The sequence below is a fragment of the Hydrogenophaga sp. SL48 genome, assembly GCF_021729865.1.
Classification (GTDB): Bacteria; Pseudomonadota; Gammaproteobacteria; order Burkholderiales; family Burkholderiaceae_C; genus Hydrogenophaga.
Window position 1 is genome coordinate 3,248,829 of sequence record NZ_CP063400.1, and the last position, 24,715, is coordinate 3,273,543.

Here is a 24,715-nt window from a genome sequence, read left to right on the forward strand (position 1 = left end):
CCAACCCTGCGATCACCGTTCTAACGTTTTGGTGGAAAAAATTCCGTTTTCTATCAAAATAGCGCTCCCCCTATCCAAACACCACCATGGCCGACACCTTCCTCGGTTTTCAACGCCTGGCCCAAGTCCACGGCATCCGCCTGGTGCAGCCCCTGTTCAGCCGCAGCCGCCTGGGGGCGGTGCGCCAGCGCGAGGTGGCGGATGGCCACGAGGTACTCACCTGGCCGGCCCAGTACCAGCCGGCCGACAGCTTTCGCGGGCACTTCGAGTTCGGGCTGAAGTACGAGCGGCTGCACTTCGAGTTCTTCTCTCGCCTGTTTGCCGCGCTGGACCCGGCCGAGGTGGCGGCCTGGGTGCGGGAAGAGCCCACCGGCCGCTACGCGCGCCGCACCGCCTTCATGTATGAGTGGTTCACCGGGCGGCGGCTGGATGTGCCCGACACGGCGGCCAACATGGGCTATGTGGACGCCATCGACGGTGGGCAGTACCTGACAGCGTCTCGACCCGAGCGGGTGCGGCGCTGGCGCGTCAACAACAACCTGCCCGGCCCGCCCGAGTTCTGCCCGCTGGTGGTGCTGGGGCCCGAGGCCGAGCGTGGCTGGCTGTACGACGTGGGGGCCGGCGTGCAACGGCTGGACGACACCTATGGCCCGGAGCTGCTGCTGCGCAGCGCGGCCTGGCTGACGTTCAAGGAGTCGCGTGCGAGCTTCGCCGTGGAGCACGAGGCGGACCAGGATCACAAGGTGCGCCGCTTTGCCGCCGCGATCACTGAATTCAGCGGCCGGCTGGACGACCCCATGTCGCCCGAGCACCTGCTGGGCCTGCAGAAGGCGGTGTTGGGGCCGCACGCGCTGCGGGTGGGCATCCGCCAGTCGCCGGTGTTTGTGGGGCAGAGCAGCTTGCGCGCGCAGCTGGTGCACTACATCGCGCCGGGCGAAGACCGGGTGCCGGGCATGCTCGACGCGCTGCGGCTGTATGAGCGGCGCACGCGGGGTGCGAACAGCGTGGCCCGCGCGGCGGCGGTGTCATTCGCCTTTGTGTACCTGCACCCGCTGGCCGACGGCAACGGTCGGGTGCACCGGTTTCTGGTCAACCACCTGCTGGCGGCAGACAAGGTGGTGCCGCCCAACATCGTGGTACCGGTGTCGGCCACCATCGCAGGCTCGGCCAAAGGCCGGGCGCAGTACGACGAGGTGCTGGAGGTGGTGTCCCGGCCGTTCATGCGGGCCTATGCCGACGGCTACCGCTTCGGGGCGCACCGGGTGTGCGCCGATGGGGTGGAGACGAACTTCGAGTTCCTGCAGGCCGACGACGCGCAGCACGTCTGGCGCTACCTCGATCTGACGGCCCATGCGCGCTACCTGAGCGAGCTGCTGCGCCAGACGGTGGAACACGAGATGGCGGAGGAGGCCCTGCTGCTGCGCCAGCACGACGCCGCGCGCGCCGCCATCAAGCGCTGGGTGGAGATGCCGGACGCGGATGCCGACCGCATCATCCGGTCGCTGCACCAAAGCCAATGGGTGGTCAGCGGCACGCTGCGACAGGAGCTGCCGGCGATTTTTGAGGAAGGCGGCGCCTTCTACGCTGTGCACGAGCGGCTGGTGGCGGCCGTGCGCGCGGCGTTTGACGACGGCGCGGGGACCACGCCGGCCCGGTGAGCGGCGAGCCAGGACACCCCATGCAGGACGACCTGTTCGGCGCGCCGCCCGCGCCGCCGCCGGCAAAACCAAAGCAGCCTGCTGCCGCACCCGAAGCGGCCGAAGACGACACCACGCCCACCACTCCACGCCGCCGTCCAGCCAAGTCCTCCCCCTGCTCCCGGACGACGCCACCCTGGCGCTGCTGACGGACGCGCTGGCGGCTCTCAATATCAAAGCAACATCCTTTGCCGGCGCCGAAATTCGGCGGGTGAATCGTCCGCCTCGCGCCTGAAGAACTTGCTGAAATTGGTGGGCTCGTCGAATCCCAGCTTGTCGGCGATGGCGGCGGCGGACAGGTCCGTGTGCACCAGAAGGCGCTTGGCTTCCAGCGCGATCCGCCCGGCGATGAAGGCTTTGGCCGTCGCGCCGGTGGACGCGGCCACGGCCCGGGCCAGGCTCTTTTCGGTGCAGCCCAGGTGGCCGGCATAGTTCCCTACCTGATGCCACTGCGTGAAGCGCTCTTCCACCAAGCGCTGGAACCGCGAGAAGCGTTGGGCTGCAGGGGTGGCCAGTGGCTGCTGGGTCTGCGTTCTGCCTTGCAGAATGCTCAGCCGTGTCAGCAGCGCATGGAGCTGATGGCGCAGCAGGGCATGCACGTCTTCCTTCGGTGCGTTGATCAGCGCGTCCTCACGCATCTGCTGAACCAGCCCGGTCACGACCGCCATGTCCGGGCTGCTCAGCACCATGTGTTCGGGCAGCCTCTCCACATCGGGGGCGAGTTGGGGCCCGTGTGAGGTGGTTGCAACGGGCACGACAAATTCGGGGCGGAACAACACGTTCCAGCCATCCCAGTCTTGGTGCGGCCCGTAGTTGTGGGCCTGTCCGGCTCGCAGCACGAGCAGCGACCCCGGCCCGCAGGGGATCGACTGGAAGTCGACCATCTGGGCGCACTGGCCCTGTGTGACGCCCACCAGCGCGTGGAACTCGTACCGGTGCGTGGTCCGCAGCTGCTCCTTGGCCCGATCCCTCAGGTCGGCCACCGAAAAAACCTCCAGGTCCAGCGGGTGGCTCTCTTGCGGCCGATAGCCCAGGCGCTGAATGGCCGGGTTCACCGGGGACCGTCCCGACGCGGGCGGTGCTGCATGGAGTCTCCATCAGGGGTGGGTTCAACAATGTCCAGAAAGTATCACAACTTGTCGAGAAATCACCGTTTCATTGGGCTTCCGTTGTCCAACAATCACCCTCCGTTGACGTTCTGGAAGAACCAAGCATGGACCGCTTGGAGACACCGGGAACGGACACGCCAACCACACCATCCTCCAACAAGGAACCGCACCATGAGCAACATCGACATCGCCAAGACCTACATCAAAGCCATTCAAACCGGCGACCAGGCCACGCTGGGCCAACTCATTTCGCCCGACGTGATCTGGCACCAGCCGGGCAACCACCAGTTCTCGGGCACACACCGCGGCATGGCCGCCGTGGGCCCGATGCTGGGCAAGATGATGGAAGTCTCCAAGGGCACGTTCGCGATCACCCGCGCCGATCACTTCATGGCCACTGGCGACTGGGTGGCCATCACCATCGAGTTCGCGGGCGAGGCCAACGGCGTCCAGCTCAGGCAGCCGGGCGTGGACCTCGTTCGTGTTGAAGGCGGCAAGATCGTTGAAGTGCGGCTGTTCTCCAGCGACCAGCCACAGGAAGACGCCTTCTGGGGGCAGTGACCCGCGGCCGGATGGCCGTGGCGCTCAAGACGCCAGGTACGCGTCCGTGGTCACGATCGCGGCGTAGGCGAAACCCAGTGCGGACATCTGCGCGGCGTGCACCTGGGCCGCGGGCACGGTCTGGCCCAGAAACTCCAGATCGCGCGTGGCGCAGGCATCGTGCACGACGGTCGTCTTGTAGCCGAGGTCAGACGCCGCACGGGTGGTCGCATCGATGCACATGTGGCTCATGGCACCCGTGATGACGGTTTCCTCGATGCCGTGTTCATCCAGCAGCGCCTTCAGCCCGGTCTTGAGGAACGCGTTGGGGTGGTTTTTCACGATGACGGTTTCGCCCTCTTGCGGGGCCACCGCCGGAATGATCTGAACGCCATCGCTGCCCTGAACGAAGAACGGGACATCGGGACTGGCGGATTCGTGGCGAACATGGACGATCAGGTCGCCCTTGGCCCGGGCGCCGGCGACGACACGGGCAGCGTTGGAGACGGCCTGCTCGATGCCGACCAAGGCCAGTTTGCCGGTGGAAAGATATTCGTTCTGGAGATCGACAACGACGACGGCGCGTTTGCTCATGGGTGGTTCCTGGTGGTGTTGGGGGGACGGAACCCTGATTGTTCGGTGGCCAAGACACGCCGACGAGTGTCGCCATCGACATATTCGTGTCCAATACCGACATATGCTCGACGAACCTGTGACCGAAGTGGGCCTGCTGCTCTACCCCGAAGCGCAGTCATCAGCGGTGCTGGGCCTGACCGACCTGCTCGGGGTCGCGGGGAGCATCGCTGTGGGCCACAGCGGACAGCCTCGCCTTCCCCTGCGGATCAGCCATTGGCAGCTGTCCGGCCCGGGCGAAACGCCCACGCGTGTCTGGGACAGCGCCCCACTGGCGAGCGGCCATGTGTCGGCGCTGATTGCGCCGCCGACCCTGGCAGCCCCCATCAGCGCGGAGGCCGCAGCACCGTGGGTGCCCTGGTTGCAGGCTTGCCATGCAAACGGCGCGCTGCTGGGTTCGGTGTGCGCCGGCGCCTTCCTGCTGGCGGAGACCGGGCTGCTGTCGGCGCGCACGGCGACGACGCACTGGAATCACGCCGAACTGTTCCAAAGCCGGTTCCCCAGCGTTCGACTGGACACCGACCGGCTCGTCATTGACGACGGAGACATCATCACGGCCGGGGGCGTCATGGCCTGGACCGATCTGGGCCTGCGTCTGGTCGATCGTTTCCTCGGCCCCACCGTCATGATCGAGACGGCCCAGATGCTGTTGATCGACCCGCCAGGCCGGGAGCAACGCTACTACAGCGTGTTCTCTCCCCGGCTGACGCATGGCGACACCGCCATCCTCAAGGCGCAACATTGGCTGCAAAGCACCGCAGCGAAGGACATGTCCCTGCCCACCCTGGCGGCCCGTGCGCAACTGGAGGAAAGAACCTTTCTGCGCCGCTTCCAGAAAGCGACCGGCATGACCACCACAGAGTATGGCCAGCGCTTGCGCGTTGGCCATGCCCGGCAGTTGTTGCAGTTCGGTACCCTGTCCATCGAGCGCATTGCCTGGGAAGTGGGCTACAGCGACCCCAGCGCATTTCGCAAGGTCTTCGCCCGCATCGTGGGACTGACCCCTGGCGAGTACCGCAGCCGGTTCAGTCCTTCCGGGGTGCGAAAAGCCTAGCGAACATCCCGACGACGACCCGCGGCCCACTACTCATCAACCCGCCGATGCAAGACGACCTGTTCCGGCATCGTCTGGGACGAGGGACCGTACACCGAAGCGGTACTGGCCAGGAACGGCCTGTCGGCCTGCGCGCAGCACCCGCTGCTGCACTGCCTGGGCGTCGACCGGTCGTTCTACCTCCCGCGGACCGAAGGGCAGTGCACGCGCCACGCCGACCAGGTGCCGGACGACTTTGGCTTCGTGGTCAAGGCGCCGGCGCTGGCGCCGCGCTGAGAATCAGCTGATCGGTCGCACCGCCGGCGCGGTCTGGGCCACCTGGGCAGCGTCGCCACCGAGCCAGGCCGCAATCGCCCGTCCGGCGGCATCCTTGCCCAGCACCAGGCGCAGGCTCATGTGGCGGTCCAGTCGCGCGACCGGCACCAGCTTGACCTGCACCGGCAGGCGGTCTGCCACCGCCTGCACCGCGGCGTCCTGTCCCGGCAGGTATTCGATCTGGGTTTGCGGGAAGCGGTAGTGCCTGGCGTTGGTCAGCCGGGCGGAGACCACGCCGTCCTGCGCCAGCCGGTCCGCCGTGCGGCGGGCCAGTTGCGCCACACCCGCGCCGTTGGAGACCTCCAGCCGGGACGCCCCATCGGCCGAGGCGGTCACCGAGCGGGTGAACGAGGCCATTTCGCGCGTGAACACCAGCCGGTGCCCTGGCTGCGGCTCCGGCATGGGCTGGACCTCGGCGATCTCGCGGACATCCGGCGCGGCCGCCGGCTCGGCCTGGGCCACCAGGTTCAGGTTGGACAGCGTGCTCGACAGGCGCAGCTCGTAGACCTGCGGCGCCACGGCCACGATCTGGGGCACATGCCCGCCGGTCACGGGCTCCACGGCCACGGCGGTGGTCACCGGGGCCACCTCCGCCGGATCGGTGGACTGGAACGGCGCGGCGGCCGCCAGCGCCTGCTCGCGGCGGGCCTGGTCCAGCAAGGCCAGGTTGCGCAGGGTCTGCTGGCTCAGCGGCTGCAGCTCGCGCGCCATGCGCAGCGCCACGTCGGCGTCGTCCAGCCGCTGTTCGCGCAGCAGCGTGTAGCCCAGGTTGTTGTGGATGTGCCCCGCCTTGGGGTCCAGATCCCGCGCCCGCACCAGCAGCTCGATGGCCTCGGCGGTGCGACCGTCCTGCGCCAGGATCACGCCCAGCCCATTGAGCGCCCCCACATGGTCGGGCGCCAGATCGAGCGCCCGCCGGTAGTGCCGCGCCGCCGTCGTCAGCTGGCCCAGCTCATGCGCCTGGCGCGCCTGCGCGTAGCTGTTTTGAGCGGCCGACATCTGGGGCGTGATCACCGGCGCCTGCGCGAACCGGACCACCGGTGGCTCGCGCGTGGCGGGCACCAGGCTGGCGCAGCCGAACAGACCGGCGAGGGGCAGCAGGGCGAACGTGGTCTTGAGTTTCATGGTGCGGTGCTCCTTGTGCAGGCTTCAACCATTGCCGCCCATGGTGGGCAGCAGGACACGGTAGATGCTGATCATGGCCGGCCCCATGAGCACCAGCATCAGCGACGGGAAGATGAAGAAGATCAGCGGGAACAGCAGCTTGAGCGGGATCTTGGCGGCCCGTTCCTCGGCCCGCAGGCGGCGGTGGGTGCGCATGGTCTCGCCCTGGATGCGCAAGGCCTCGGCCACGTTGGTGCCGAAGCGGTCGGCCTGCACGATCATGGCGACGAAGGAGGCCACGTCGTCCACCGCGGTGCGCAGCGCGAGGTTGCGCAGCGCCAGCTCGCGCTTGACGCCCATGCGCAGCTCCAGCGCCACCAGGTTGAGCTCCTCTTCGAGCGCCACGCTGCGCAGGCCGATCTCGCTGGCCGCCCGGTTCATGGCCGCGTCCAGCCCCAGGCCGGCCTCCACGCACACGGTCATCAGGTCCAGCGCGTCGGGCAAGGCGTCCTGCACCTCGGTCTTGCGCCAGTCCACCAGCCGCGCCAGCACCCCGTTGGGCAGGTAGTAGCCGATCGTCGCGAGCAGCAGCAGCATGAAGACCTGCGGGTACGTGCCCATCTTGACCGCGGCCGCACCGGTGCCCAGCAGGAACAGGGCCGGGAGGCCGAGCGCCAGCACCGTCTTGGCGGCAAAAAACAGCGCCGGCCAGCTCTTCTCGCGCAAGCCGGCGTGCATGAACCGCAGCCGCAGGCTCGAATCTTCCCAGCCCTCCTTGGGGGCCGAGAGCTTGGCCATCGGTCCGACCGCCTTGACCACCTTGGCGTGCCATTCGACGTTGCCTTCGAGGCCCAGGGTCTTCTCGGCCGGACCCTCCATCTGGTTCAGGCGCTCCTGCACCCCCGAGCGGCGGCCGAACCACAGCCCCAGGCCGAGGATCAGCCCCACCACCGCCAGGAACACCAGCCCCAGCAACGACCATTGAGTGCCTGTGAGTTGGGCCATGGTTCAGACCTTGATGTTGATGATGCGCCACATCACCAGAACGCCCAGTGCCATCAGCGCGAGGGCACCATAGACCAGCATCAGCCCGGCTTCGTCGGTGAACAGCACGCGCAGGTAACCGGGGTTGAGCAGGCCGATCACCGTGGCGACCCCGAACGGCAGCAGGGTCAGGATCCAGGCCGACAGCTTGCCTTCGGCCGCCAGCACCCGCACCTTGGCGAACAGCTTGAAGCGCTCGCGCACCAGCTCGGCGAGTTTGGCCAGCAGCTCGGCCAGGTTGCCGCCGGTCTCGCGCTGGATCACCACCGCCATCACGAAGTAGCGGACATCGGGGCTGGGCACGCGCGCGGCCAGGTTGCTCAGGGCACTTTCGACCGACACCCCGAAGCCCACCTCGTCGGAGGTGATGCGGAACTCGGCGGCGACCGGCTGCGGCGACTCGGTGCCCACCATCGCCAGCGCCACCGGGAACGCATGCCCCGCCCGCAGCGCGCGCGAGATCAGGTCCATGGCCTCGGGCAGCTGTGCCTCGATCTTGCGCAGCCGTTTGTTGCGACGGCGCACCAGCAGCAGCAGCGGCACCAGGCCCAGCAGCGTGGCCACCCCCAGCAGCAGGAACCAGGGCCAGCGCAGCAGCAGACCCAGCAGCACACCGCCGGAGAACAGCATCGCGCAGACGCCCAGGAAGTGCGAGACCGTGTTGTGGTCGCCCGCCTGCTGCATCAGCCGGTCCAGCTGGTGGGCGCGGGGAATGCTCAGCAGGATGCGCTGCACGGCCGGGCTGTCGCTGAGCATGCGCTGGCGCAGCAGCTTGAGCTCCACCTCGCCCACATGCCCGCCGGCGGAGATCGCGCGCAGGCGCTCCTCCACCCGCCGCACCTCGGGGCTCTTGGTGTCGCTCCAGTAGACGTAGGCGCCCTCCAGCAGCAGCACCACCGCCAGAAAACCCAACAGCACGAACAAGGTCAGGCTGAGGTTCATGGCATCACTCGAAGATCAGCGACGGATCGAAGGTGGCGTCGGGCACCGACAGCCCGAAGGCCTTGAGCCGGTCCATGAACTTGGGGCGCACACCGGTCGCCCGGTAGTGCCCCTTGACCGTGCCGTCCGGGCCCATGCCGGTCTGCGTGAAGCGGTAGATCTCCTGCATGGTGATCACGTCGCCCTCCATGCCGGTGATCTCCTGCAGGCTGATGAGCTTGCGCCGGCCGTCGTTCAGGCGCGCGATCTGGACCACCGCGTTGATCGCCGAGCTGATCTGCTGGCGCATCGCGTCCTGCGGGATCGCGGCACCGCCGTAGGTCGCCATGTTCTCCAGGCGGGTCAGCGCGTCGCGCGGCGAGTTGGCGTGCACCGTGGCCATCGAGCCCTCGTGACCTGTGTTCATGGCCTGCAGCATGTCCAGCACCTCGGCGCCCCGCACCTCGCCCAGCACCACCCGGTCCGGGCGCATGCGCAGGCTGTTGCGCACCAGCGCGCGCTGGGTCACCTCCCCCTTGCCCTCGATGTTGGGCGGGCGCGTCTCCAGCCGCACCACGTGGGGCTGCTGCAGCTGCAGCTCGGCCGCGTCCTCGATGGTCACAATGCGCTCGTGGTGCGGGATCGAGGCCGACAGCACGTTGAGCAAGGTGGTCTTGCCGGTGCCCGTGCCGCCCGAGATCAGGATGTTCATCTTCGCCCTGACCATGGCCGAGAGCAGCTCGGCCACCGAGGGCGTGATCGAGCGTTTGTCGATCAGGTCGTGCATCGTGAGCGGCACCACCGCGAAGCGGCGGATCGACAGCAGCGGCCCGTCCAGCGCCAGCGGCGGAATGATCGCGTTCACGCGCGAGCCGTCCTGCAGCCGGGCGTCCACCATCGGGCTGGACTCGTCGACCCGGCGCCCGATGCGCGAGACGATCTTGTCGATGATCTTCATCAGGTGGTCCGCGTCGGAGAACGCCACACCGGTGAGCTCCAGGCGGCCGCGCCGTTCGACAAACACCTGGAAGGGGCCGTTGACCAGGATGTCCGACACCGTCGGGTCGGCCAGCAGCGGCTCCAGCGGCCCCAGGCCCATGACCTCGTCCTGGATCTCCACCACCATGCGCCGCCGCTCGATCGCGTTGAGCGCGGCACCGGACTCCAGCAGCAGCTGCTCGACCAGGATGCCCAGCTCCTCGCGCAGGCGATCGGGCTTCATCGTGCCCATCACCTCCAGGTCGATGCGGCCCAGCAGCTGGTGGTGAACCCGGCTGCGCAAGGCGTGGAAGGCCGCCTGGTCCTGGCCAGGCTCTGCGGCATCGCGCCCCGGCTCGCCGGGCCGCAGCGGGCTGCGCAACTCGTGGGAGAGGTCTCTAAGGTTCATGTCGGTCTTTCGGTCGGTGGACACGCGGGGCGGCTGCCGGTCGGACAACTCACATGCCGCCGGTCAGGGTGGCAAACCAGCTCTTTTCCGGCCGGACATGGGCCGGAGACACATCCTGTGCCCACTGCTGGAGGGCACGCGAAACGGGGTCGCGGGGGCTGATGCGCGGCAGCGGGTCGCCCCGGTTGATCGCGTTGAGCACCGCCTCTTCGCTGGCCGGAATGTGCCGGGTGACCTTGAGGCCGATGGTCTTCTCGACATCCTCGGTGCGGATCAGCGCGCTCTTGGAATACCCGTTGATCACCAGCCGCAACTTGTCTTTGCCATAGCTCAGCTCGTCGAACACGGTGACCATCCGGCGGGCGTCCTTGAGCGCCGGCAGGGTCTGCTCCACGATCAGCACCACACGGTCGGCCATGTCCAGGGCCTTGATCGTGGCCGGGTCCAGGGTGCGCCCCAGGTCCAGCAGGATGAAGTCGTACTCGGTGTGCGCCAGCCGGATCATGGCGGCCACGTTGTCCGCGGTCACGCCCTCCAGCTGGTACGGCAACTCGGGCGCGACCAGCAAGTCCAGGTTCTCGCGCACCTTGAGCACGCTGGCATCGAGCAGCGCGGCGTCCATCCGGTGCGCCTGCCGCGCCAGGTCCACCACACTGGCCGGCGCCTTGCGGTCGGTCAGGTAGGTGGCGGCATCGCCGAAGTACAGGTTGAGGTCGATCAGCAGCACCCGGCGGCCGCTCTTGGCCAGCAGGTAGCCCAGGTTCGTCGCCAGGAAGGTGGCGCCGCAGCCCCCCTTGGCCGACAGGAAGGCATGCACCTCGCCGGAGCGATCGGAGAAGCGCGACGAGTTCGCCTGGGCATCCCGCAGGTAGTCCTGCGCCAGCTTCAGCGTGTCGGACGTCAGCGGCGCTTCCAGCACGTCGCGGACCCCGGCCCGCATCGCGCGCTTGAGCGCGTTCATCGACGCGTCGGCCGTCACCAGCAGCACCATCACGCCCGGAACCCGTTGTGTGGCCGCGTCGATCAGCTCGTAGGCCGATTCGTCGGGCTGATCCAGGTCCAGCAGCAGCACGTCGGGCTGCTCTTTCTGCATCACCGCCAGCGCATTGCGGGCCCCCCCCACATGCACCGTGATCTCCACCCCGGACGGGCTGGCGCATTCGTTCAACACCCGCTGGCGTTGTTCAGCGGTGGCACAGATCAGAGAGAACTTGGTGGTCATGCGAAACAATCTGAAAGGAAAGGGGCCGTTGCAGGTTCAGGGACACACCGGGTTGCCGGTGCTGTTCATGTACTCGCGCGGCAGGCTGGTCGGGAACTCGGGGATCGGCAGCGGCAGGCCAAAGAACGGAATCAGGGGCGTGAAATCCGCGTCCACGATGCGGGCGGTCACCGTGCGGCAGGTGTCGGTGGTGCAACTGGTTGGCTCGTAGTCCAGCACCATGCGGTCGGCCGCAATGCCGCCGCCGGTCATCGCGCTCATGCGGGCGCGGATGCCGGTGAGGTGGCTTTCGTCGTCGTCGATGCTGCACACCACGGCCAGCCGCGCGCCCAGGCGCGTGGCCTCGTTGGCGCCGTTGAGCAGGAACAGCCAGCGACCGAACTCCATGATGCCCAGCAGCAGCGTGAAGAACACCAGCGAAACGATGGCGAACTCGACGGCGGCCACGCCGCGCTGCCCGAGGCGGCGGCTGGCAGACAGGCGGGTTGGCTGGATCATGCCGTGCCTCAATTGGTGCTCGCCGCCATGGTGATGCCCACCGGCGAGTAGTTGATGCTGGGCACCACCCAGGGCACGACGGACGTGAAGGGGTAGCGGTTGTCGCCGGCACCGATCGTCACGGTGACCAGGCTGGTCGTGCCCTGGCCGGTCGAGATGTTGGCGTGGGTCGTCGGACACAGCACGGGGTCGCAGACGCTGATCATGGCCAGCGTCAGGTTGGGCACCAGCGGCGGCCGGTCCGCGCAATCGAAGGCACCGCACAGCGCCAGCGAACGCGCGTTGAGGCGCAGGCCATCGGCCGTGAAGCCGGCGGGTGGGCTGGCGAGGTTCTGCTGCGAGAGGTGGCGCGCAGCGCCCCGGGAGGCCTTGACCAGGCCGTTGTAGAGGTACAGCGCCCGGCCCAGCTCGGTGATGCCGAAACACAGGATCAGCATGGGCAGCAGCACGATGGCGAACTCCACCGCGATCGCGCCCCGTTGGGTCTGGTGTGCGCGTGCCATGTCATTGCACCAGTTGGGGCACCAGGGGGCCGAAGGTGCCGGGCTCGCCGTTGGTGGCGCAAGGGCTGCCCGGGGATGTGCTCAGCCCCAGGAACTCCATCGCCGGCACCGGTGAACTGCCCAGCATGGGGTTGAGCATGAGCACGCAGGCCCAGCCCTCGATCACCGGGTAACCGTCAAAGGCGCTGCAGTCCACCACCGGCGCCACCTGCACCCGCCGGTGCCGACCCTGGGACGCGTGCTGCGCCTGCGTGAGGCGGTTGTAGGGGTTGGGCGGACTCACCTGGTAGGGCATGGTGCCCGCGAGCGCCGTGCGGTAGTTGGGCACCCCGGCCTGCACGCCCGCGTAGGCGTTGGCGCCCGCCGGCCAGTTCGACAGGGTGTAGCCGTAACCGGTGAAGTCCGGTGGTGAGCTCGCCTGTTGCGGGTTGCCGGCGCCGGGACGGTACAGGCCGAAACGCGAGTTCCAGTGGGATTCGGCCGACGCCACCATGCCCGACTCGCCGACCTCGTCGCCCACGGAGGCATTGCACTGACCCGTTCCCGAGAGCAGGGAGGCCAGTTCCGAGGCGCCACCGGCCGGCGGGGTGAAGTCGATCCAGCCGAAGTTGCCGGTACCGTAGGGGGAGCCCGGGCCGGCGGGGGGGATCAGCCATTGCCCGACACTCAGTCCGAAGTTGTTGGCCGCCGTTCCGGTCGCCGACCTGCAGGCGGCCACCGGAATCGCACAGGCCGAGGCCGACGACGCCAGCGTGGCCACCGCGCGCGCCGACACCGTCTGCGTGGTCAGCAGCGGGTTGAGCACCCGCATGAAGAACACCGGGATGTCGGTCAGCGGCAGACTGCACTGCACGAAAGCAGCGGTGTTCGGGTCGGCCGACGCCTGCGCCACATAGGGGCCGGCCAGGTCCTCGGAGAAGGTGATGTTCTCGGTCTGCACATTGACCGTGTCGGTCTGGAAGTTCACCCGGTTCCGGATCGCGTCGATGTTGCCCTCCAGCGGGTTGACGCTCACCCCGCCGGTCGTGAACACCCGTCCGTAGGCGATCGCGCGGTCGAGCGCGTTGGGGTCGCTCTGGCCCGGGCGCAGCTGCGTCGAGGCGGCGAGCGCACAAGCGTCCATCGCGTTCTGCAGCTCGGTCTTGATGATGAAGAACCGCCCCAGGTCGAGGGCCAGGCCGGCGAACCCGATCAGCACCGCCAGCGTGAGGCCCAGCATGATCGCGACCGCGCCGCGCTGGCGGGCAGCGGCGGGGTGGCGGAAGCGTCTTGCGTGCATGTGGTTCTCCCCGAAGGCCCGGTCCTGCTCACTCGCCGGTGATCGAGCCGCCGATGTTGATGACCTCGAAGGTCCGGGGCGGCGTCTTGAACGAATCGACGTAGCGGCCCTGCGCTTCGTTGGCGGCCTTGCCGTCGATGCCCAGGGCGGGCTGGGTGTTCTGCGCGCTGGCCTTGGGGTTCAGCGTCTGGGCGGCGCGGGCTTCGCGCACCGCGTTGCCGAAGCTGGCATCGAGCGCGGGGGTGGAGCTGGCGCAGCCGGCCAGCGCCAGCACCGTCGCGCCCAGGCCCAGGGTGGTCCGCGTGAGGGAGAGGATGGGGTGGTTCATGGTAGGCGCTCCTTATTTCACTTCGAGGTGGCCGGCGCCCTGGGGTGCGGGACGGCCCGGCGCCATGTCGGACCGGCCACTGCCTTCCATCTGGTTGCCGAAGAAGAACTCGCCCCGGTTGGGCGGCTTGTAGCTGTCGGTCGGCAGCGCGTAACCCGGGTCGAGCTGTTTGACCAGGCGCGGCGTGATCACGAACATCAGCTCGCTGCGGTCGCCCTGGAATTCGTTGCTGCGGAACAGGGCACCCAGCACCGGCACCTCGCCCAGCCCGGGCACGGCGTCCAGCGCCTGGCGGGCGTTGTTCTTGATCAGGCCGGCGATGGCCAGGCTCTGCCCGTCCATCAGCTGCACCGTGGTCGAGGCGCGGCGGGTGGTGAAGCTCGGCAGGATCGAGGTCACGCCCGCCACCGTGGTGAACGGTGTGCCGGTCTGCGAGAGTTCCGACACCTCAGGCGCCACCTTGAGGTGGATGCGGCCCCCCTCCAGCACGGTGGGCGTGAACTTGACGCCGACGCCGTATTCCTTTTCTTCCAGCGTGATCGTGGTGCCGCCGGTGGCTTCGTTGCTGCGTGCCACCGGGATGAAGATCTTGCCGCCGGCCAGGAAGCTGGCCTCCTGGCCACTGATCGCGACCAGGTTGGGCTCGGCCAGGATCTTGACCAGGCCGTCGCTCTTTTCGGCGTCGATGTTGATGGTGGTGTGGCCCATGTCCTTGACCGCGCCGAGCAGGCCACGGCCGTCACCGCCGAACACGCCACCGAGGGTGTAGGTCCAGTTGTTGTTGGTGCGCGAAGACAGCAGGTTCACACCCATCTTGTCCAGCAGCTTCTTCGACACCTCGGCCACCGTGACCTCCAGCATCACCTGCTGCGCCTCGGCCACGCCCAGCAGGTTGACGACGCGGGCGCCCGCCGTGCGCGCCGCCGCCGACACCCCCGAGCCGCCGCCGCTGGTGGACACAGACAGCTTGGTGCCCGACTCGGCGCGGTTGTCGCCGGCCACCACGGGCATCACCAGGCTCTTGTTGACATCGCGCACGAAGGCGTTGGCGATCTCCTCGGCCGCCATCGACTTGACCGCGCTGGAGACGGTGCCCGAGAGGATCACCGAGTCGGCCGCCGGGCGCACCTGGATGCCGGTTTCGGCGGGCAGCAGCTCGCGCAGCTTGGCCTGCATGCGCTTGAAGTCGATGTTGACATTGACGTCGATGGCCGTCGCGCCCGCGCCCTTGCGCCAGACGATGAGGTTGGTCGAGCCATAGGCCTTGCCCAGCAGGTACAGCTCGGTCGGGCTGATCAGGGTGACGTCGGCGACGGTGGGATTGCCCAGCGAAATGCGGGTGACCTCGGTGGGCATGCGCAGCAGGGTGGACTTGCCGACGGTCAGGTCCATCGAGGGGCCGACGGTGGCGAGGTCGGTGCTGATGTCGGCCGACGCCGGCGGTGGCGCGGCCACGCGGGTGGTGGTGACGCCGCGGGTGACGGCGGTCTGGGCCTGTGCCAGCCCCGGGGCCAGCAGGCCGGCCGTGGTCAGGGCGAGACTGAGAACGCGCAGCAGTGGGGTGTTCATGATCGCTCGCTCCTTAGAAACTGGCGGAAGATTTCTGGGTGCCCCGGATCACCTCGACGGTGGCGACGGGCGGGGCGGCGGGAGCGGCCGCCGGTGCCGGGCGGGGCGCCGGGCGGGGTGCGGCACGGCGCACCGGCGCCGCAGCGACCACTGGCGCGGGGGTCGGCTTGGCGTCGCCAAACAGGTCTTCGCGGCGCACGCCGACGGTGTTGACATCGTCCTTGGTGTCCACCTGGTTGCGCAGCATCAGCGAGAGCGTGCCGACGTTGCGCGCCAGGTCGATCTTCTCGGCCTGGTCGGGCGTGACCTCCAGCGTCACGGCGTTCACCACCTTGGGCTTGTTCTCGTCGGGACGGCGGGCTTCCTGCGCCACCGCCAGCACCATGATGCGTTCCAGCACCACGCGGGACACCGCCGTCTCGCGGTCGTCGCGGATGTTGACCAGCAGGTCCACGTAGCTCCCGGGCGCCAGGAAACCGGCCACGCCGACCACCTCGTTGACCTTGACCGAGATCGCGCGGTGGCCGGGCTTGATGATGGAGTCCAGCCCCGCCTTGGTGCCCACGGGCGCCAGCTTGGGCTCCAGCACCGGCTCGCCCTTGAACATCGGGTTGCGCACCACCCGGCCTTCGAGCAGCTTGGGGTCGGTGAACGCACCGGTCGGCACGTTGTCGGTGGGCCAGGCGACGGGCTGCAGCATCTCGGCCGTGATCCCCTGCCCCAGGTCGAGGTCGCGGGTGGCCACCAGCACCTGCGTCCGGTCGCCACTGGCCTGCTGCCCCAGCCATCGGGCGGCCAGCACGACCGCCGCCGCGCCCGCCACCAAGGACAACAGCAACATGAAAATCGCCCGTTTGCTTTGCATGGTCACTCTCCTGAAAGGGGCCGGTCATGGGCCGGGGCGTCCAGCGCCGGCAGACCGAAATAGTTGTGCCAGGCCCAGTCAAGGGCCTCGGGCGTGAGCCGCGGGGGGCGCTGGCGGTAGCGCGCCAGATCGGCGATCTTGCTGACCACGTCGTAGGGAATGCACGGCAGGTAGGGCTGACCGTGGCGCGGGTGCAGGGTGTGGATCAGGTGCGCCACCCCGGCCGGGTGCTCGGGTACGCCGGCTCGGGCACAGGCCTGGGCCACCACCTCGCGGTAACTCTCCATGTCCAGGGGCTCGATCTGAATCTTGTAGCCCAGGCGGCGCGCGAACGCGGGGTCGACCAGGCTGTCGGGCGGCAGGTTGCTGGAGAAGATCACCCGCACATCGAAGGGCACCGAAAACTTGGTGCCGGTGCTGAGCGTCAGGTGGTCCACATGGCGGTCCAGCGGCACGATCCAGCGGTTCATCAGCTCGGTCGGGCTCACGCGCTGGCGGCCCAGGTCGTCGACCACGAAGATGCCGTTGTTGGCCTTGAGCTGGGGCGGTGCGGTGTGCACACGGGTGTGGGGGTCGTAGGCCAGGTCCAGGGTGTCCAGAATGAGCTCGCCACCGACGATCACCACCGGCCGCTCGCAGCGCACCCAGCGCCCGTCGCTGGAGAGGTCGCGCTGCAGGCCACGGCCGAGCACCGCCACGGCATCGTCGCGGGCCTCGCGGTGCACGAGCGGGTCAAACACCTGCACCACCTCGCCGTCCACACAGATCGCGTGCGGCACCCAGATCTGGCCCTCCAGCGTGCGCACCAGGTGCTCGGCCAGAAAGGTCTTGCCGGTGCCGCTGGCGCCGTGCAGGTAGATCGCCTTGCCCGAATTCATCGCGCTGCCCAGGCTGGGCAGCAGCGCGGCGGGCAGCACCATGCTGGCCAGCACCGCGCGCAGGCGCAGCTCGCGCACCGGCAAGAGCTGCGTGTCCTGCTCGCGCACCTGGGCCACGTACTCGCCCAGCGGCACCGGCGCCGGACCGAGGTACTGGCAGCGGTCGAAGGCGATGCGCGCGCGCCGATGGCCCAGGTCGGTCAGCGTGTAGCTGATGTCGCCCTCCAGCGTGCCGCGGCGCGGCACCTCGACCAGCGCCAGCGTGCGCATCTGTGCCAGCAGACCGTCGATCGCCGTCACGCCCAGGCCCAGCGCCTGTGCCAGCGCATAGAGCTTGAGCTCGCCCTTGCGCGAGAGGTGGCGCAGCGCCAGGTCCACCAGGAAGCTGGCGGGCAGACCGGCCACATCGGGGCCGTCGCCGAAGGTGTCGACCGGCGCCGACTTCAGCAGCAGCGAGGGCGAGGGCTGGGCAAGTTCGGTCATGGCGGGCTCGATCAACCGAACGCGATCAGGGGGGCCCGACCCGAGAGGGTCCAGGCGGCGTAGCCGGCGACGCCACCGGCGATGGCCACGGCGTAGGGCATGCGCCAGGCGGTCTGGGTGCGGGCGTCAAAGGAGCCGGCCGAGCCCGGCAGCAGCTGCCCCAGCGAGGCCAGCGTGTTCTGCATCACCAGGCGGGCGTTGCGCGCCACGGCCATCCGGGCCAGCGCCAGCAGGCCACCGGCCACCAGCACGCACAAGGCCAGGTTCACGCTCGCGGCCGGGCCGGCGAAGGCACCGACGGCGGCAAACAGCTTCACGTCACCGGCGCCCAGGACGCGCAGGACATGGAAGGGAAGAAAGAGCAGCAGCGCCACCAGCGCGCCCAGCAGACCGGACCCCACGCCGAGGGCACCGGGGTAGGGAGAGAACAGGCCGGGGTTCTGGCTGAAGGGTTGCGGACCGAAGGCGTTCCACAGCAGACCGGCCAGCAAGGCCACCAGCACCAGTGCGTTCGGGATGCGGCGTTGCCGCGCGTCGGAGAGCGCGGCCAGCGCGAGACACAGCGCCAGCAGGCTCAAACCCCCTACCTGCCAATGGCCAGGTGCGATGTCGATGGTCATGCCCAACTCCTTGTTCTGGTTGATGGACCGAAATGAACCCGCTTGCCTGTCTGTATGAAACCGCGCTGCGACCGGTGCGTCTCCGGTGATGGCAGCCATGAACGCCGAACGCCCTCCAGGCTCAGAGGCCTGCGATCACCGCCACCACCTGGGCCACCCAGGCGTCCCACCCTGCCCCGTTGGCACTGCCGAGTGCGCCGATGCCCACGATGGCCACCAAGGCAATCAGTGCGGCCAGCAGGCCGTACTCAATGGCACTGACGCCTTTTTGGCGTTGGCGGGAACCGCTGGATCGCCTGGTCATGGGTGAAGTCCTGTGTGTTTGTTGCTTCGGTGCGGCGGGACTCATGCACCGCCTGCAGCGGGTGGCCTGACCGCTGGCCCTTGGTTCAGGCTCACGGTCAGCCACACGCATCACCCGTGATCAACCACAGATGGCGCCTGTCGCCGGGGTCTCCAGACAGCCAGAGATGCCGGTGAAGAGGGTGTTGAGGTTGGTCCCCACCAGCCCCGCACCGACGATGATCACGACCGCGATCAGCGCCGCGATCAGGCCGTATTCGATGGCGGTGACGCCCTCTTCGTCACGCAGAAAACGGCGGCTTGCATTCAAGAAGTTCTTCATGTCCAGCTCCAAGCAAAGGTTGAATCCATCAGCCACCCCCCATGAGCGACCAATGACGGCATGAGCCCTTGGAAACGCGTACTTTGTGCAACAAAATAAGTCACAAAACACACTTTCTGTAACTCATGGATACACTCTGCGCCTCCCAAACAACTTCCGCAACCCCCAAGGGTATTCATTGTTACAAATTAGGCCTCCACCGGTCATGAAGTAACTACTTTGGGTGATTTTTCTCACAAAACTCACCGTTTATCTTCTAAAAGAACCGTTTATCCGCTCTATTTGTAACAACCGTTCGGGTTTCTCCTCTGTTTTTTGTCTCAAAATCGGCGCTCGAACATCCAAAGAACGTTGTCTACAAGCGACAAAACACCACCAATCAGGTATGCAAACGTAAGCACACCCCAACCGACAGACATTCGCGCAGGCGCAGGTGCCCGGGCGGCGAACGGCGGGGTGCGCGGTGGGCACCGGGGACACCGCGCCGCGCCCGTCGCGGGCGGGCTTGTTGCACCAAGGGGGGGGCTAACATCCCGGCTCGCTCACCCACCCCGGAAACCACCCGTTGCAGCATGCAGCACGACCTGTTCGGCGCTCCGCCGGCCCCCCTTCCGCCGCCCGCCACGGCGCCCGCACCGGCGGAGGCAACGGCCGCGCCCGCTGCGCCCCGCCGGCGAGCCAGCGAGGTGTGGCCGCTCGCGCACGGTGGCGCCACCCGCGCCCTCGCCGCCCACCTGAATCCACGCATCCGCCTGGGCGCCTCGACCTGGAGCTACCCGGGCTGGGCCGGCATCGTGTGGGACGAGGGGCCGTACAGCGAGGCGGTGCTGGCCAAGAACGGATTGAGCGCCTACGCGCAGCACCCGCTGCTGCGCTGCGTGGGCATCGACCGCTCGTTCTACCGCCCGCTGACCGAGGGGCAGTACGCGCGCTACGCGGGCGAGGTGCCGGACGATTTCCGCTTCGTGGTGAAGGCGCCGGCGCTGGTGACGGACGCGCTGGTGCGCGGCGAACAGGGCCAGGGCCGCCAGCCCAACACGGCGTTTCTGGACCCGGCGCTGGCCGCGCAGGAATTCATCACCCCCGCGCTGGCGGGGCTGGGCGACAAGGTGGGCGCGCTGGTGTTCCAGCTCAGCCCGCTGCCCTTCTCGCAGTTGCAGCGCCTGCCGCTGCTGCTGGAGCGGCTGCGCGCGATGCTCAAGGCGCTGCCCGATGTGCGCGGCGCCACGCCCGACGGCGTGGTGGCGGTGGAGGTGCGCGACCCGGAGTGGCTCTCGCCCAGCATCGCGCCGAAGCTGGCGGCCGTGCTCAAGGACACCGGCGCCACCTACTGCCTGGGCCTGCACGCCAAGATGCCGCGTCTGGCCGAGCAGCTGCCGTTGCTGCGCGCGCTCTGGCCCGGGCCGATGGTCTGCCGCTGGAACCTGAACCCGCTGCACGGCGCCTACGGCTACGAGGACGCGCAGCGCTCCTACGAACCCTACGACCGCCTCCACGACGTGGACGAAGAGACGCGCGAGCTGATCGTGCGCACGGTGCGCGGCGTGACGGGCGCCGGGCAGAACGCCTACGTGACGATCAGCAACAAGGCCGAGGGCTGTGCGCCGCTGTCGGCCCGGGCGCTGGCGGAGGGGTTGGCGGCTGGTGAGGCCCCAGGCCCCTGACAGCCTTCAGGTGGGCCTGTCGCCGGGCCGCCCCAAGGCAGGCCCAGCCCCCTCGGGGGGCAGCGACCCGCGCAGCGGTGGAGCGTGGGGGCTCAGGTCAACGCGCAGCGTGACCCAGGTCAGCGCCAGCGCGGTCAGGGCGCCGGACGCCATGCCCGCCACCATGGGCAGCGGCCGGCCGTTGGCGAACAGGCCCACGATGCCCATGGCCGCCGCGCCGCAGAGCATCTGCAGCGTGCCCATGAGGGCCGACGCGGTGCCCGCAATCGCGCCATGCGCCTCCAGCGCCAGCACCGACACCGTGGGAATCACCAGCCCCATGAAGGCGCTGGCCACGAAGTACAGCACCACCAGCACCACCAGCCGGTCACCACCGCCCAGGTAATACGCCAGCAGCGTCGCCATCACCAGCCCGCAGGCGGTGACGGCCCACTTCGCCAGCGGCACCAGCCCGAACCGCCGCCCCAGGGGGCCGGTCAGTTGCGCGGAGCCAATGAACGCGGCGGCGTTGAGCCCGAAGGCCAGGCTGTATTGCGTGGGGGTCAGGCCGTAGTGGTTGATCAGCACAAAGGGCGACCCGGCCAGGTAGACGAAGAAGCCCGCCATGGCGAAGGCGCCGATGAGCACCAGCCCCAGGTAATGCCGGTCGCGCAGCAGCACACCGTAGGCGCGCAGCGCGCTGCCCAGGCTGCTGTCCACGCGCTCGGCCTCGCTGCGCGTTTCGGCCAGCGCACCGCGCACCAGCAACATGCCGGCCACCGCCGCCAGCGCCACCACCCAGAACACGCCGCGCCAGCCGGTCAGCGCGATCACGCCGCTGCCCGCCAGCGGCGCCAGGATGGGTGAGACGCTGAACACCAGCATCAGCAGCGACATCAGGCGCGCGGCCTCCGCGCCGGTGTGCAGGTCGCGCACGATGGCACGGGGAATCGCCATGCCGGCCGCCGCGCCCAGCCCTTGCAGGAAGCGCAGCGCCACCAGGGTGTGGATGTCGGTGGCCAGCGCACAACCGATGCTGGCGAGGGTGAACAGGGCCAGGCCGGCGTAGAGCGGCGGCTTGCGGCCCACCATGTCGGACACCGGGCCGTACAGCAACTGCCCCAGGCCGATCGAGAGAAAGAACGCGGTGAGGGTCAGCTGAACCGCCCCCACCTCGGCGCCGAGGCTGCGCCCGATGTCGGGCAGCGCGGGCAGGTACATGTCGATGGCGAACGGTCCGATGGCAGAGAGCAGGCCCAGGACCAGGGCCATCTTGAGATAACGAGAAAGCATCGGGGGATTGTCGCAGTGCAGCAAAAATGCCGCCCGGCGCCACCGGATCAACCTTTGACCGCAGCGAAGGATCGTCAGTCGAACAGCGACGGTTCGCCACCGGGCCGGTGGCCCTCGATGGCCAGCAGGCACCACTTGGTGATGGCCCCTCCGCTGGCCGAGAAGCCGCCGGGTTGGCCGCCCGCCGCCAGCACGCGGTGGCAGGGCACGACCGGTGCGAACGGGTTGGCGCCCATGGCCTGGCCGATGGCGCGGGCCAGGTTTTTGTCGCCCATCTCGGCGGCGAGTTCGCCGTAGGTCAGCACCTCGCCGGGCGGGATGGCGCGGGCGCGTTCGTACACGCGCTGCAGGAAGGGCGTGAGGCGGGACATGTCCAGCGGCAGGTGGCGCAGATCGGCCGGCCGCTCGCCGCGCAGGGCCGCTTTCAGCTCGGTGATGGCCGACTGCACCAGGGGCGGAGGGTCGGCCTCCGGCACCGGCTGGGGCAGGTTGCGCAGCAGCCGCTGCCGCGTGCCCTCGGGCGTGGGCTCGGGCAACTGCACCGCCGTGATGCCCGCCGGCCCCCAGGCCATGCCGCAGGTGCCGATGGCGGTGTCGAACAGCGTGTGGCCGCGGCCGCTGTTCATGGCAGTGGTCAGCCCGCGCGCAGCGCCTGCCGCAACGCCACGCCGATCTCGGGCCGCTCGGCGAACGGGTCGGGCGGGTTGCTGCCGGCCACGACGGCGTCGAAGCGCGACCGCGCGTTGCCCAGCGCCTTGGGGTGGCTGTAGATGTAGAAGCGGTCGGCGGCGATGGCGTCGAACACCATCTGCGCCACCTGCGCCGCGGTGACCTTGCCCGAACCCACCGCCTTGTCGGTCATGGCCTGGCCGATCAGCTGGCTCTGCGTGGGCTGTTCGTCGGCCAGGCCGGCTGGCTTGTTGCGCTGGCTCTGGCCGATGCCGGTGGGCACGAAATACGGGCACAACACGCTGGCGCTGATCTGGTCGCTCACCAGCTTCAGGTCCTGGTAGAGCGTCTCGGTCAGGCTCACCACGGCGCTCTTGCTGACGTTGTAGACGCCCATGTTGGGCGGGGTCAGCAGGCCCGCCATGCTGGCGGTGTTGACGATGTGACCCTGGTAGGCGGGGTCGGCTTTCGCGGCGGCGAGCATCAGCGGCGTGAACAGGCGCACGCCGTGGATCACGCCCCACACGTTCACGCCCAGCACCCACTCCCAGTCCTTCACCGAGTTTTCCCAGACCAGGCCGCCCGAGCCCACGCCCGCGTTGTTGAACACGAAGTGCGGCGCGCCGAAACGCTGCACCACGTCGGCGGCGAGGGCCTCCATCTGCTCGGCGCTGGACACATCGACCTTGCGGGCCAGCACTGGCGCGCCGGCGGCTTCCATCTCGGCCTGCGCTGTGTCCAGCGCGTCCTGCTGCACGTCGACCAGCACGAGGTTCATGCCGAGCTTCGCGCCGATGCGGGCGCATTCGAGGCCGAAGCCCGAGCCCGCGCCGGTGAGCACCGCCGTCTTGCCTTTGAAATCTGAAATCATGGTGTTGTCTCCTGGGTGTTGAGTCGGCTCAGCGCCGGATCATTTCTATGTGGGGGATGCCGTCTTCGATGTAGGGCTTGTCGTCCGACACGAAGCCGTGGCGGTTGTAGAAGGCTTCCAGATGCGCCTGCGCGCCGATGCGGATGGGCTGCTCGCCCCACAGCGCGATCAGCTGGCGCACCGACTCGGCCATGAGCGTGTGGCCGATGCCGCCACCGCGCGCGGAGGGCGCGGTGACCACGCGGCCAATGCTGGCTTCAGCAAAGTCCACGCCGGGCGGCACCAGGCGGGTGCTGGCGTGCAGGTGGACCACACCGTCTGGACCGACCACCTCGCCCAGCAGATGCAGGCACTGCGCATCCCGCCCGTCCAGATCAAGGAACACGCAGGCCTGTTCCACCACGAACACCTCGGAGCGAAGGCGCAGCAAGCGGTACAGGGTGTCGGCCGACAGGGCGGCAAACGGCAGGCAGCGCCACTGCAGGGCAGCGCTGCGGGAGGGCACGGTCTGGCCGCTCAAGCGCGCACTTCCTTCAGCACGTAGCCGATGCGCGGGAAGTGCACGTGCACCCGGCCCGCGCGCTCGTCGGTGCGCTCCAGCGTGTAGTGCGTGCGGGTCGCGGCGAGCAGGGTGCCTTCGGTGGTCTCGGGGCCGAAGCTCTCGGCGGCCACGGTCACGCGGCTGCCCAGCGGAATGCCGTGGTCGTCCTGGAAGGCCTCGTCGGCCAGCGGCGCGGGCTCGGCCGCTGCGGCCACCGCGATGGCTTCGGTGGACGTGAACTTCGCCGGCTGGCCATGGCCCAGCGCGGCCATGCGGTCCATCCAGGCGAGCACGCCGGGCGTGGCGTCCAGGATGCCGGCCATGGCCGGATTCACCACGCGGGTGAACCACAGCGGGTGGTAGGCCGCGAAGTCGGCGATGCAGGGCGTGTCGCCGAACAGGAAGGGCTGCTCGTGCAGCATGTGGGCGAGCCGGCGCAGGTAGCTGCGGTAGGCCGACGCGGCATCGCCCGCGCGCAGGCCGGTCATGCCGTTGCGCATGGCGCTGCGGTCGGCCGCGAAGGCCTGGCCCACTTCGGGCGGCTGGCTGCCGAACATCGCGGCCGCGCCCTTGGGGCTGAGCGTGTGGCCCATGGCGGCCCAGAACAGCGCGCTGTCGGCCCACTGCGCCACGATGCGAGTGACCCCCTTGAGGTGTTCGGGGAACAGCACGGGAACCTCGCCCCCAACCCTGGCTTCGCCAGGCCCCCCGAGGGGGTGCTGCCGTTCTTGGGGCGGCCCGGCGAACGGCGGCTTGAGGTGCTCCAGCACCGTGGCGATCAGGGCCGTGTCGCAGTAGATGTCGGCACCGATCTGCAGCAGCGGCGTGCGGCGGTAGCCGCCGGTGAGCGCCACCACGTCGGGCTTGGGCATCACGCTGGGGATGAACACGCTCTTCCAGGCCAGGCCCTTGAAGCCGAGCATGAGCCGCGCCTTCTCGGCGAAGGGCGACATGGGGTAGTGGTGCAGGATCAGGTCGGGCATGGGTGTCTCCAAAGTATCCGTTCGGGCTGAGCTTGTCGAAG

At 68.8% G+C, this 24,715-nt stretch carries 27 protein-coding genes; 5 read left to right on the forward strand and 22 right to left on the reverse strand.

The genetic code is table 11. The annotated features are described in order from the left end of the window. Positions 1-86: 86 nt before the first annotated feature. Entirely contained in the window at positions 87-1,658 is a 1,572-nt protein-coding gene (locus IM738_RS15395) for a Fic family protein (protein ID WP_236961820.1), read from the forward strand. Between the two features lie 212 nt (positions 1,659-1,870). Here the strand turns inward: IM738_RS15395 and IM738_RS15400 are convergent, their stop codons facing one another. After that, a complete protein-coding gene (locus IM738_RS15400; RefSeq protein WP_236961822.1) occupies positions 1,871-2,752 on the reverse strand; it encodes an AraC family transcriptional regulator in 882 nt (293 codons plus the stop codon). 225 nt (positions 2,753-2,977) lie between these two features. Between IM738_RS15400 and IM738_RS15405 the strand changes: the two genes are divergently transcribed. Further along, positions 2,978-3,367: a nuclear transport factor 2 family protein gene (locus tag IM738_RS15405; protein WP_236961823.1), complete on the forward strand. Its 390-nt coding sequence runs from the start codon at positions 2,978-2,980 to the stop codon at positions 3,365-3,367. A 24-nt stretch (positions 3,368-3,391) separates the two neighbouring features. On the opposite strand, the gene IM738_RS15410 is transcribed toward IM738_RS15405, so the two are convergent. Continuing rightward, entirely contained in the window at positions 3,392-3,940 is a 549-nt protein-coding gene (locus tag IM738_RS15410) for a cysteine hydrolase family protein (protein WP_236961824.1), read from the reverse strand. A gap of 103 nt (positions 3,941-4,043) precedes the next feature. On the opposite strand from IM738_RS15410, the gene IM738_RS15415 reads away from it, so the two are divergent. Both IM738_RS15415 and IM738_RS25935 read left to right on the forward strand, forming a co-directional pair. Next, positions 4,044-5,033 carry a GlxA family transcriptional regulator gene (locus tag IM738_RS15415; protein ID WP_236961825.1) on the forward strand — a complete coding sequence of 330 codons (990 nt, stop codon included), beginning with the start codon at positions 4,044-4,046 and terminating at the stop codon, positions 5,031-5,033. Positions 5,034-5,102: 69 nt separating this feature from the next. Continuing rightward, the gene (locus tag IM738_RS25935) at positions 5,103-5,309 is read left to right on the forward strand and encodes a DUF72 domain-containing protein (protein ID WP_272907875.1); all 207 of its coding nucleotides are present in this window, start codon (positions 5,103-5,105) and stop codon (positions 5,307-5,309) included. A 3-nt stretch (positions 5,310-5,312) separates the two neighbouring features. Here IM738_RS25935 and IM738_RS15425 read toward each other — a convergent pair whose 3' ends face one another. The 15 genes from IM738_RS15425 to IM738_RS15495 form a co-directional block, all read right to left on the reverse strand. Then, a complete protein-coding gene (locus IM738_RS15425) occupies positions 5,313-6,473 on the reverse strand; it encodes a LytR C-terminal domain-containing protein (RefSeq protein WP_236961826.1) in 1,161 nt (386 codons plus the stop codon). Between the two features lie 24 nt (positions 6,474-6,497). After that, complete coding sequence (locus IM738_RS15430) at positions 6,498-7,457, reverse strand: type II secretion system F family protein (protein WP_236961827.1); 960 nt, start codon at positions 7,455-7,457, stop codon at positions 6,498-6,500. Positions 7,458-7,460: 3 nt separating this feature from the next. Further along, a complete protein-coding gene (locus IM738_RS15435; protein ID WP_236961828.1) occupies positions 7,461-8,438 on the reverse strand; it encodes a type II secretion system F family protein in 978 nt (325 codons plus the stop codon). 4 nt (positions 8,439-8,442) lie between these two features. Next, positions 8,443-9,804 carry a CpaF family protein gene (locus IM738_RS15440; RefSeq protein ID WP_236961829.1) on the reverse strand — a complete coding sequence of 454 codons (1,362 nt, stop codon included), beginning with the start codon at positions 9,802-9,804 and terminating at the stop codon, positions 8,443-8,445. Between the two features lie 49 nt (positions 9,805-9,853). Further along, positions 9,854-11,026: an AAA family ATPase gene (locus IM738_RS15445; RefSeq protein WP_236961831.1), complete on the reverse strand. Its 1,173-nt coding sequence runs from the start codon at positions 11,024-11,026 to the stop codon at positions 9,854-9,856. Positions 11,027-11,062: 36 nt separating this feature from the next. Further along, positions 11,063-11,524 (reverse strand): TadE/TadG family type IV pilus assembly protein, encoded by a 462-nt coding sequence (locus IM738_RS15450; RefSeq protein WP_236961833.1) that lies wholly within the window; start codon positions 11,522-11,524, stop codon positions 11,063-11,065. An 8-nt stretch (positions 11,525-11,532) separates the two neighbouring features. After that, entirely contained in the window at positions 11,533-12,027 is a 495-nt protein-coding gene (locus tag IM738_RS15455; RefSeq protein ID WP_236961834.1) for a TadE family protein, read from the reverse strand. Position 12,028: 1 nt separating this feature from the next. Then, entirely contained in the window at positions 12,029-13,306 is a 1,278-nt protein-coding gene (locus IM738_RS15460) for a TadE/TadG family type IV pilus assembly protein (RefSeq protein ID WP_236961836.1), read from the reverse strand. 28 nt (positions 13,307-13,334) lie between these two features. Further along, on the reverse strand, positions 13,335-13,634 hold the full coding sequence (locus IM738_RS15465) for a hypothetical protein (protein ID WP_236961844.1): 300 nt from the start codon (positions 13,632-13,634) through the stop codon (positions 13,335-13,337). Between the two features lie 12 nt (positions 13,635-13,646). Further along, the gene (locus tag IM738_RS15470) at positions 13,647-15,203 is read right to left on the reverse strand and encodes a type II and III secretion system protein family protein (protein ID WP_236961845.1); all 1,557 of its coding nucleotides are present in this window, start codon (positions 15,201-15,203) and stop codon (positions 13,647-13,649) included. 13 nt (positions 15,204-15,216) lie between these two features. Next, complete coding sequence (gene cpaB / locus IM738_RS15475; RefSeq protein WP_236961846.1) at positions 15,217-16,068, reverse strand: Flp pilus assembly protein CpaB; 852 nt, start codon at positions 16,066-16,068, stop codon at positions 15,217-15,219. Positions 16,069-16,070: 2 nt separating this feature from the next. Continuing rightward, positions 16,071-17,429: an ATP-binding protein gene (locus IM738_RS15480; protein ID WP_236961847.1), complete on the reverse strand. Its 1,359-nt coding sequence runs from the start codon at positions 17,427-17,429 to the stop codon at positions 16,071-16,073. An 11-nt stretch (positions 17,430-17,440) separates the two neighbouring features. Continuing rightward, positions 17,441-18,049 (reverse strand): prepilin peptidase, encoded by a 609-nt coding sequence (locus tag IM738_RS15485; RefSeq protein WP_236961848.1) that lies wholly within the window; start codon positions 18,047-18,049, stop codon positions 17,441-17,443. Between the two features lie 121 nt (positions 18,050-18,170). After that, positions 18,171-18,353 (reverse strand): Flp family type IVb pilin, encoded by a 183-nt coding sequence (locus IM738_RS15490; RefSeq protein WP_236961849.1) that lies wholly within the window; start codon positions 18,351-18,353, stop codon positions 18,171-18,173. A gap of 120 nt (positions 18,354-18,473) precedes the next feature. After that, positions 18,474-18,674 carry a Flp family type IVb pilin gene (locus IM738_RS15495; RefSeq protein WP_236961851.1) on the reverse strand — a complete coding sequence of 67 codons (201 nt, stop codon included), beginning with the start codon at positions 18,672-18,674 and terminating at the stop codon, positions 18,474-18,476. A gap of 572 nt (positions 18,675-19,246) precedes the next feature. On the opposite strand from IM738_RS15495, the gene IM738_RS15500 reads away from it, so the two are divergent. After that, positions 19,247-20,338: a DUF72 domain-containing protein gene (locus IM738_RS15500; RefSeq protein WP_236961853.1), complete on the forward strand. Its 1,092-nt coding sequence runs from the start codon at positions 19,247-19,249 to the stop codon at positions 20,336-20,338. 6 nt (positions 20,339-20,344) lie between these two features. Here IM738_RS15500 and IM738_RS15505 read toward each other — a convergent pair whose 3' ends face one another. The 5 genes from IM738_RS15505 to IM738_RS15525 all read right to left on the reverse strand — a co-directional run bounded on the left by IM738_RS15505 (position 20,345) and on the right by IM738_RS15525 (position 24,674). After that, positions 20,345-21,610, reverse strand: a complete 1,266-nt coding sequence (locus IM738_RS15505) for a multidrug effflux MFS transporter (protein WP_236961855.1) — start codon at positions 21,608-21,610, stop codon at positions 20,345-20,347. Between the two features lie 74 nt (positions 21,611-21,684). Then, on the reverse strand, positions 21,685-22,236 hold the full coding sequence (locus tag IM738_RS15510) for a methylated-DNA--[protein]-cysteine S-methyltransferase (RefSeq protein WP_236961857.1): 552 nt from the start codon (positions 22,234-22,236) through the stop codon (positions 21,685-21,687). A gap of 8 nt (positions 22,237-22,244) precedes the next feature. Next, positions 22,245-23,150, reverse strand: coding sequence for an SDR family oxidoreductase (locus tag IM738_RS15515; protein WP_236961859.1), 906 nt, complete (start codon positions 23,148-23,150; stop codon positions 22,245-22,247). Positions 23,151-23,178: 28 nt separating this feature from the next. Then, positions 23,179-23,670 (reverse strand): GNAT family N-acetyltransferase, encoded by a 492-nt coding sequence (locus tag IM738_RS15520; protein ID WP_236961861.1) that lies wholly within the window; start codon positions 23,668-23,670, stop codon positions 23,179-23,181. After that, positions 23,667-24,674 (reverse strand): glutathione S-transferase family protein, encoded by a 1,008-nt coding sequence (locus tag IM738_RS15525; RefSeq protein WP_236961863.1) that lies wholly within the window; start codon positions 24,672-24,674, stop codon positions 23,667-23,669. The genes IM738_RS15520 and IM738_RS15525 overlap by 4 nt, the downstream gene beginning before the upstream one ends. Between the last annotated feature and the right edge of the window lie 41 nt (positions 24,675-24,715).

Bases quoted from the DNA above. Each gene is read 5' to 3' on its own strand.
- IM738_RS15395 (WP_236961820.1), top strand. From the start codon at position 87: ATGGCCGACACCTTCCTCGGTTTTCAACGCCTGGCCCAAGTCCACGGC.
- IM738_RS15405 (WP_236961823.1), top strand. From the start codon at position 2,978: ATGAGCAACATCGACATCGCCAAGACCTACATCAAAGCCATTCAAACC.
- IM738_RS15410 (WP_236961824.1), bottom strand. From the start codon at position 3,940: ATGAGCAAACGCGCCGTCGTCGTTGTCGATCTCCAGAACGAATATCTT.
- IM738_RS15415 (WP_236961825.1), top strand. From the start codon at position 4,044: ATGCTCGACGAACCTGTGACCGAAGTGGGCCTGCTGCTCTACCCCGAA.
- IM738_RS15425 (WP_236961826.1), bottom strand. From the start codon at position 6,473: ATGAAACTCAAGACCACGTTCGCCCTGCTGCCCCTCGCCGGTCTGTTC.
- IM738_RS15430 (WP_236961827.1), bottom strand. From the start codon at position 7,457: ATGGCCCAACTCACAGGCACTCAATGGTCGTTGCTGGGGCTGGTGTTC.
- IM738_RS15435 (WP_236961828.1), bottom strand. From the start codon at position 8,438: ATGAACCTCAGCCTGACCTTGTTCGTGCTGTTGGGTTTTCTGGCGGTG.
- IM738_RS15440 (WP_236961829.1), bottom strand. From the start codon at position 9,804: ATGAACCTTAGAGACCTCTCCCACGAGTTGCGCAGCCCGCTGCGGCCC.
- IM738_RS15445 (WP_236961831.1), bottom strand. From the start codon at position 11,026: ATGACCACCAAGTTCTCTCTGATCTGTGCCACCGCTGAACAACGCCAG.
- IM738_RS15450 (WP_236961833.1), bottom strand. From the start codon at position 11,524: ATGATCCAGCCAACCCGCCTGTCTGCCAGCCGCCGCCTCGGGCAGCGC.
- IM738_RS15455 (WP_236961834.1), bottom strand. From the start codon at position 12,027: ATGGCACGCGCACACCAGACCCAACGGGGCGCGATCGCGGTGGAGTTC.
- IM738_RS15460 (WP_236961836.1), bottom strand. From the start codon at position 13,306: ATGCACGCAAGACGCTTCCGCCACCCCGCCGCTGCCCGCCAGCGCGGC.
- IM738_RS15465 (WP_236961844.1), bottom strand. From the start codon at position 13,634: ATGAACCACCCCATCCTCTCCCTCACGCGGACCACCCTGGGCCTGGGC.
- IM738_RS15470 (WP_236961845.1), bottom strand. From the start codon at position 15,203: ATGAACACCCCACTGCTGCGCGTTCTCAGTCTCGCCCTGACCACGGCC.
- cpaB (WP_236961846.1), bottom strand. From the start codon at position 16,068: ATGCAAAGCAAACGGGCGATTTTCATGTTGCTGTTGTCCTTGGTGGCG.
- IM738_RS15480 (WP_236961847.1), bottom strand. From the start codon at position 17,429: ATGACCGAACTTGCCCAGCCCTCGCCCTCGCTGCTGCTGAAGTCGGCG.
- IM738_RS15485 (WP_236961848.1), bottom strand. From the start codon at position 18,049: ATGACCATCGACATCGCACCTGGCCATTGGCAGGTAGGGGGTTTGAGC.
- IM738_RS15490 (WP_236961849.1), bottom strand. From the start codon at position 18,353: ATGACCAGGCGATCCAGCGGTTCCCGCCAACGCCAAAAAGGCGTCAGT.
- IM738_RS15495 (WP_236961851.1), bottom strand. From the start codon at position 18,674: ATGAAGAACTTCTTGAATGCAAGCCGCCGTTTTCTGCGTGACGAAGAG.
- IM738_RS15500 (WP_236961853.1), top strand. From the start codon at position 19,247: ATGCAGCACGACCTGTTCGGCGCTCCGCCGGCCCCCCTTCCGCCGCCC.
- IM738_RS15505 (WP_236961855.1), bottom strand. From the start codon at position 21,610: ATGCTTTCTCGTTATCTCAAGATGGCCCTGGTCCTGGGCCTGCTCTCT.
- IM738_RS15510 (WP_236961857.1), bottom strand. From the start codon at position 22,236: ATGAACAGCGGCCGCGGCCACACGCTGTTCGACACCGCCATCGGCACC.
- IM738_RS15515 (WP_236961859.1), bottom strand. From the start codon at position 23,150: ATGATTTCAGATTTCAAAGGCAAGACGGCGGTGCTCACCGGCGCGGGC.
- IM738_RS15525 (WP_236961863.1), bottom strand. From the start codon at position 24,674: ATGCCCGACCTGATCCTGCACCACTACCCCATGTCGCCCTTCGCCGAG.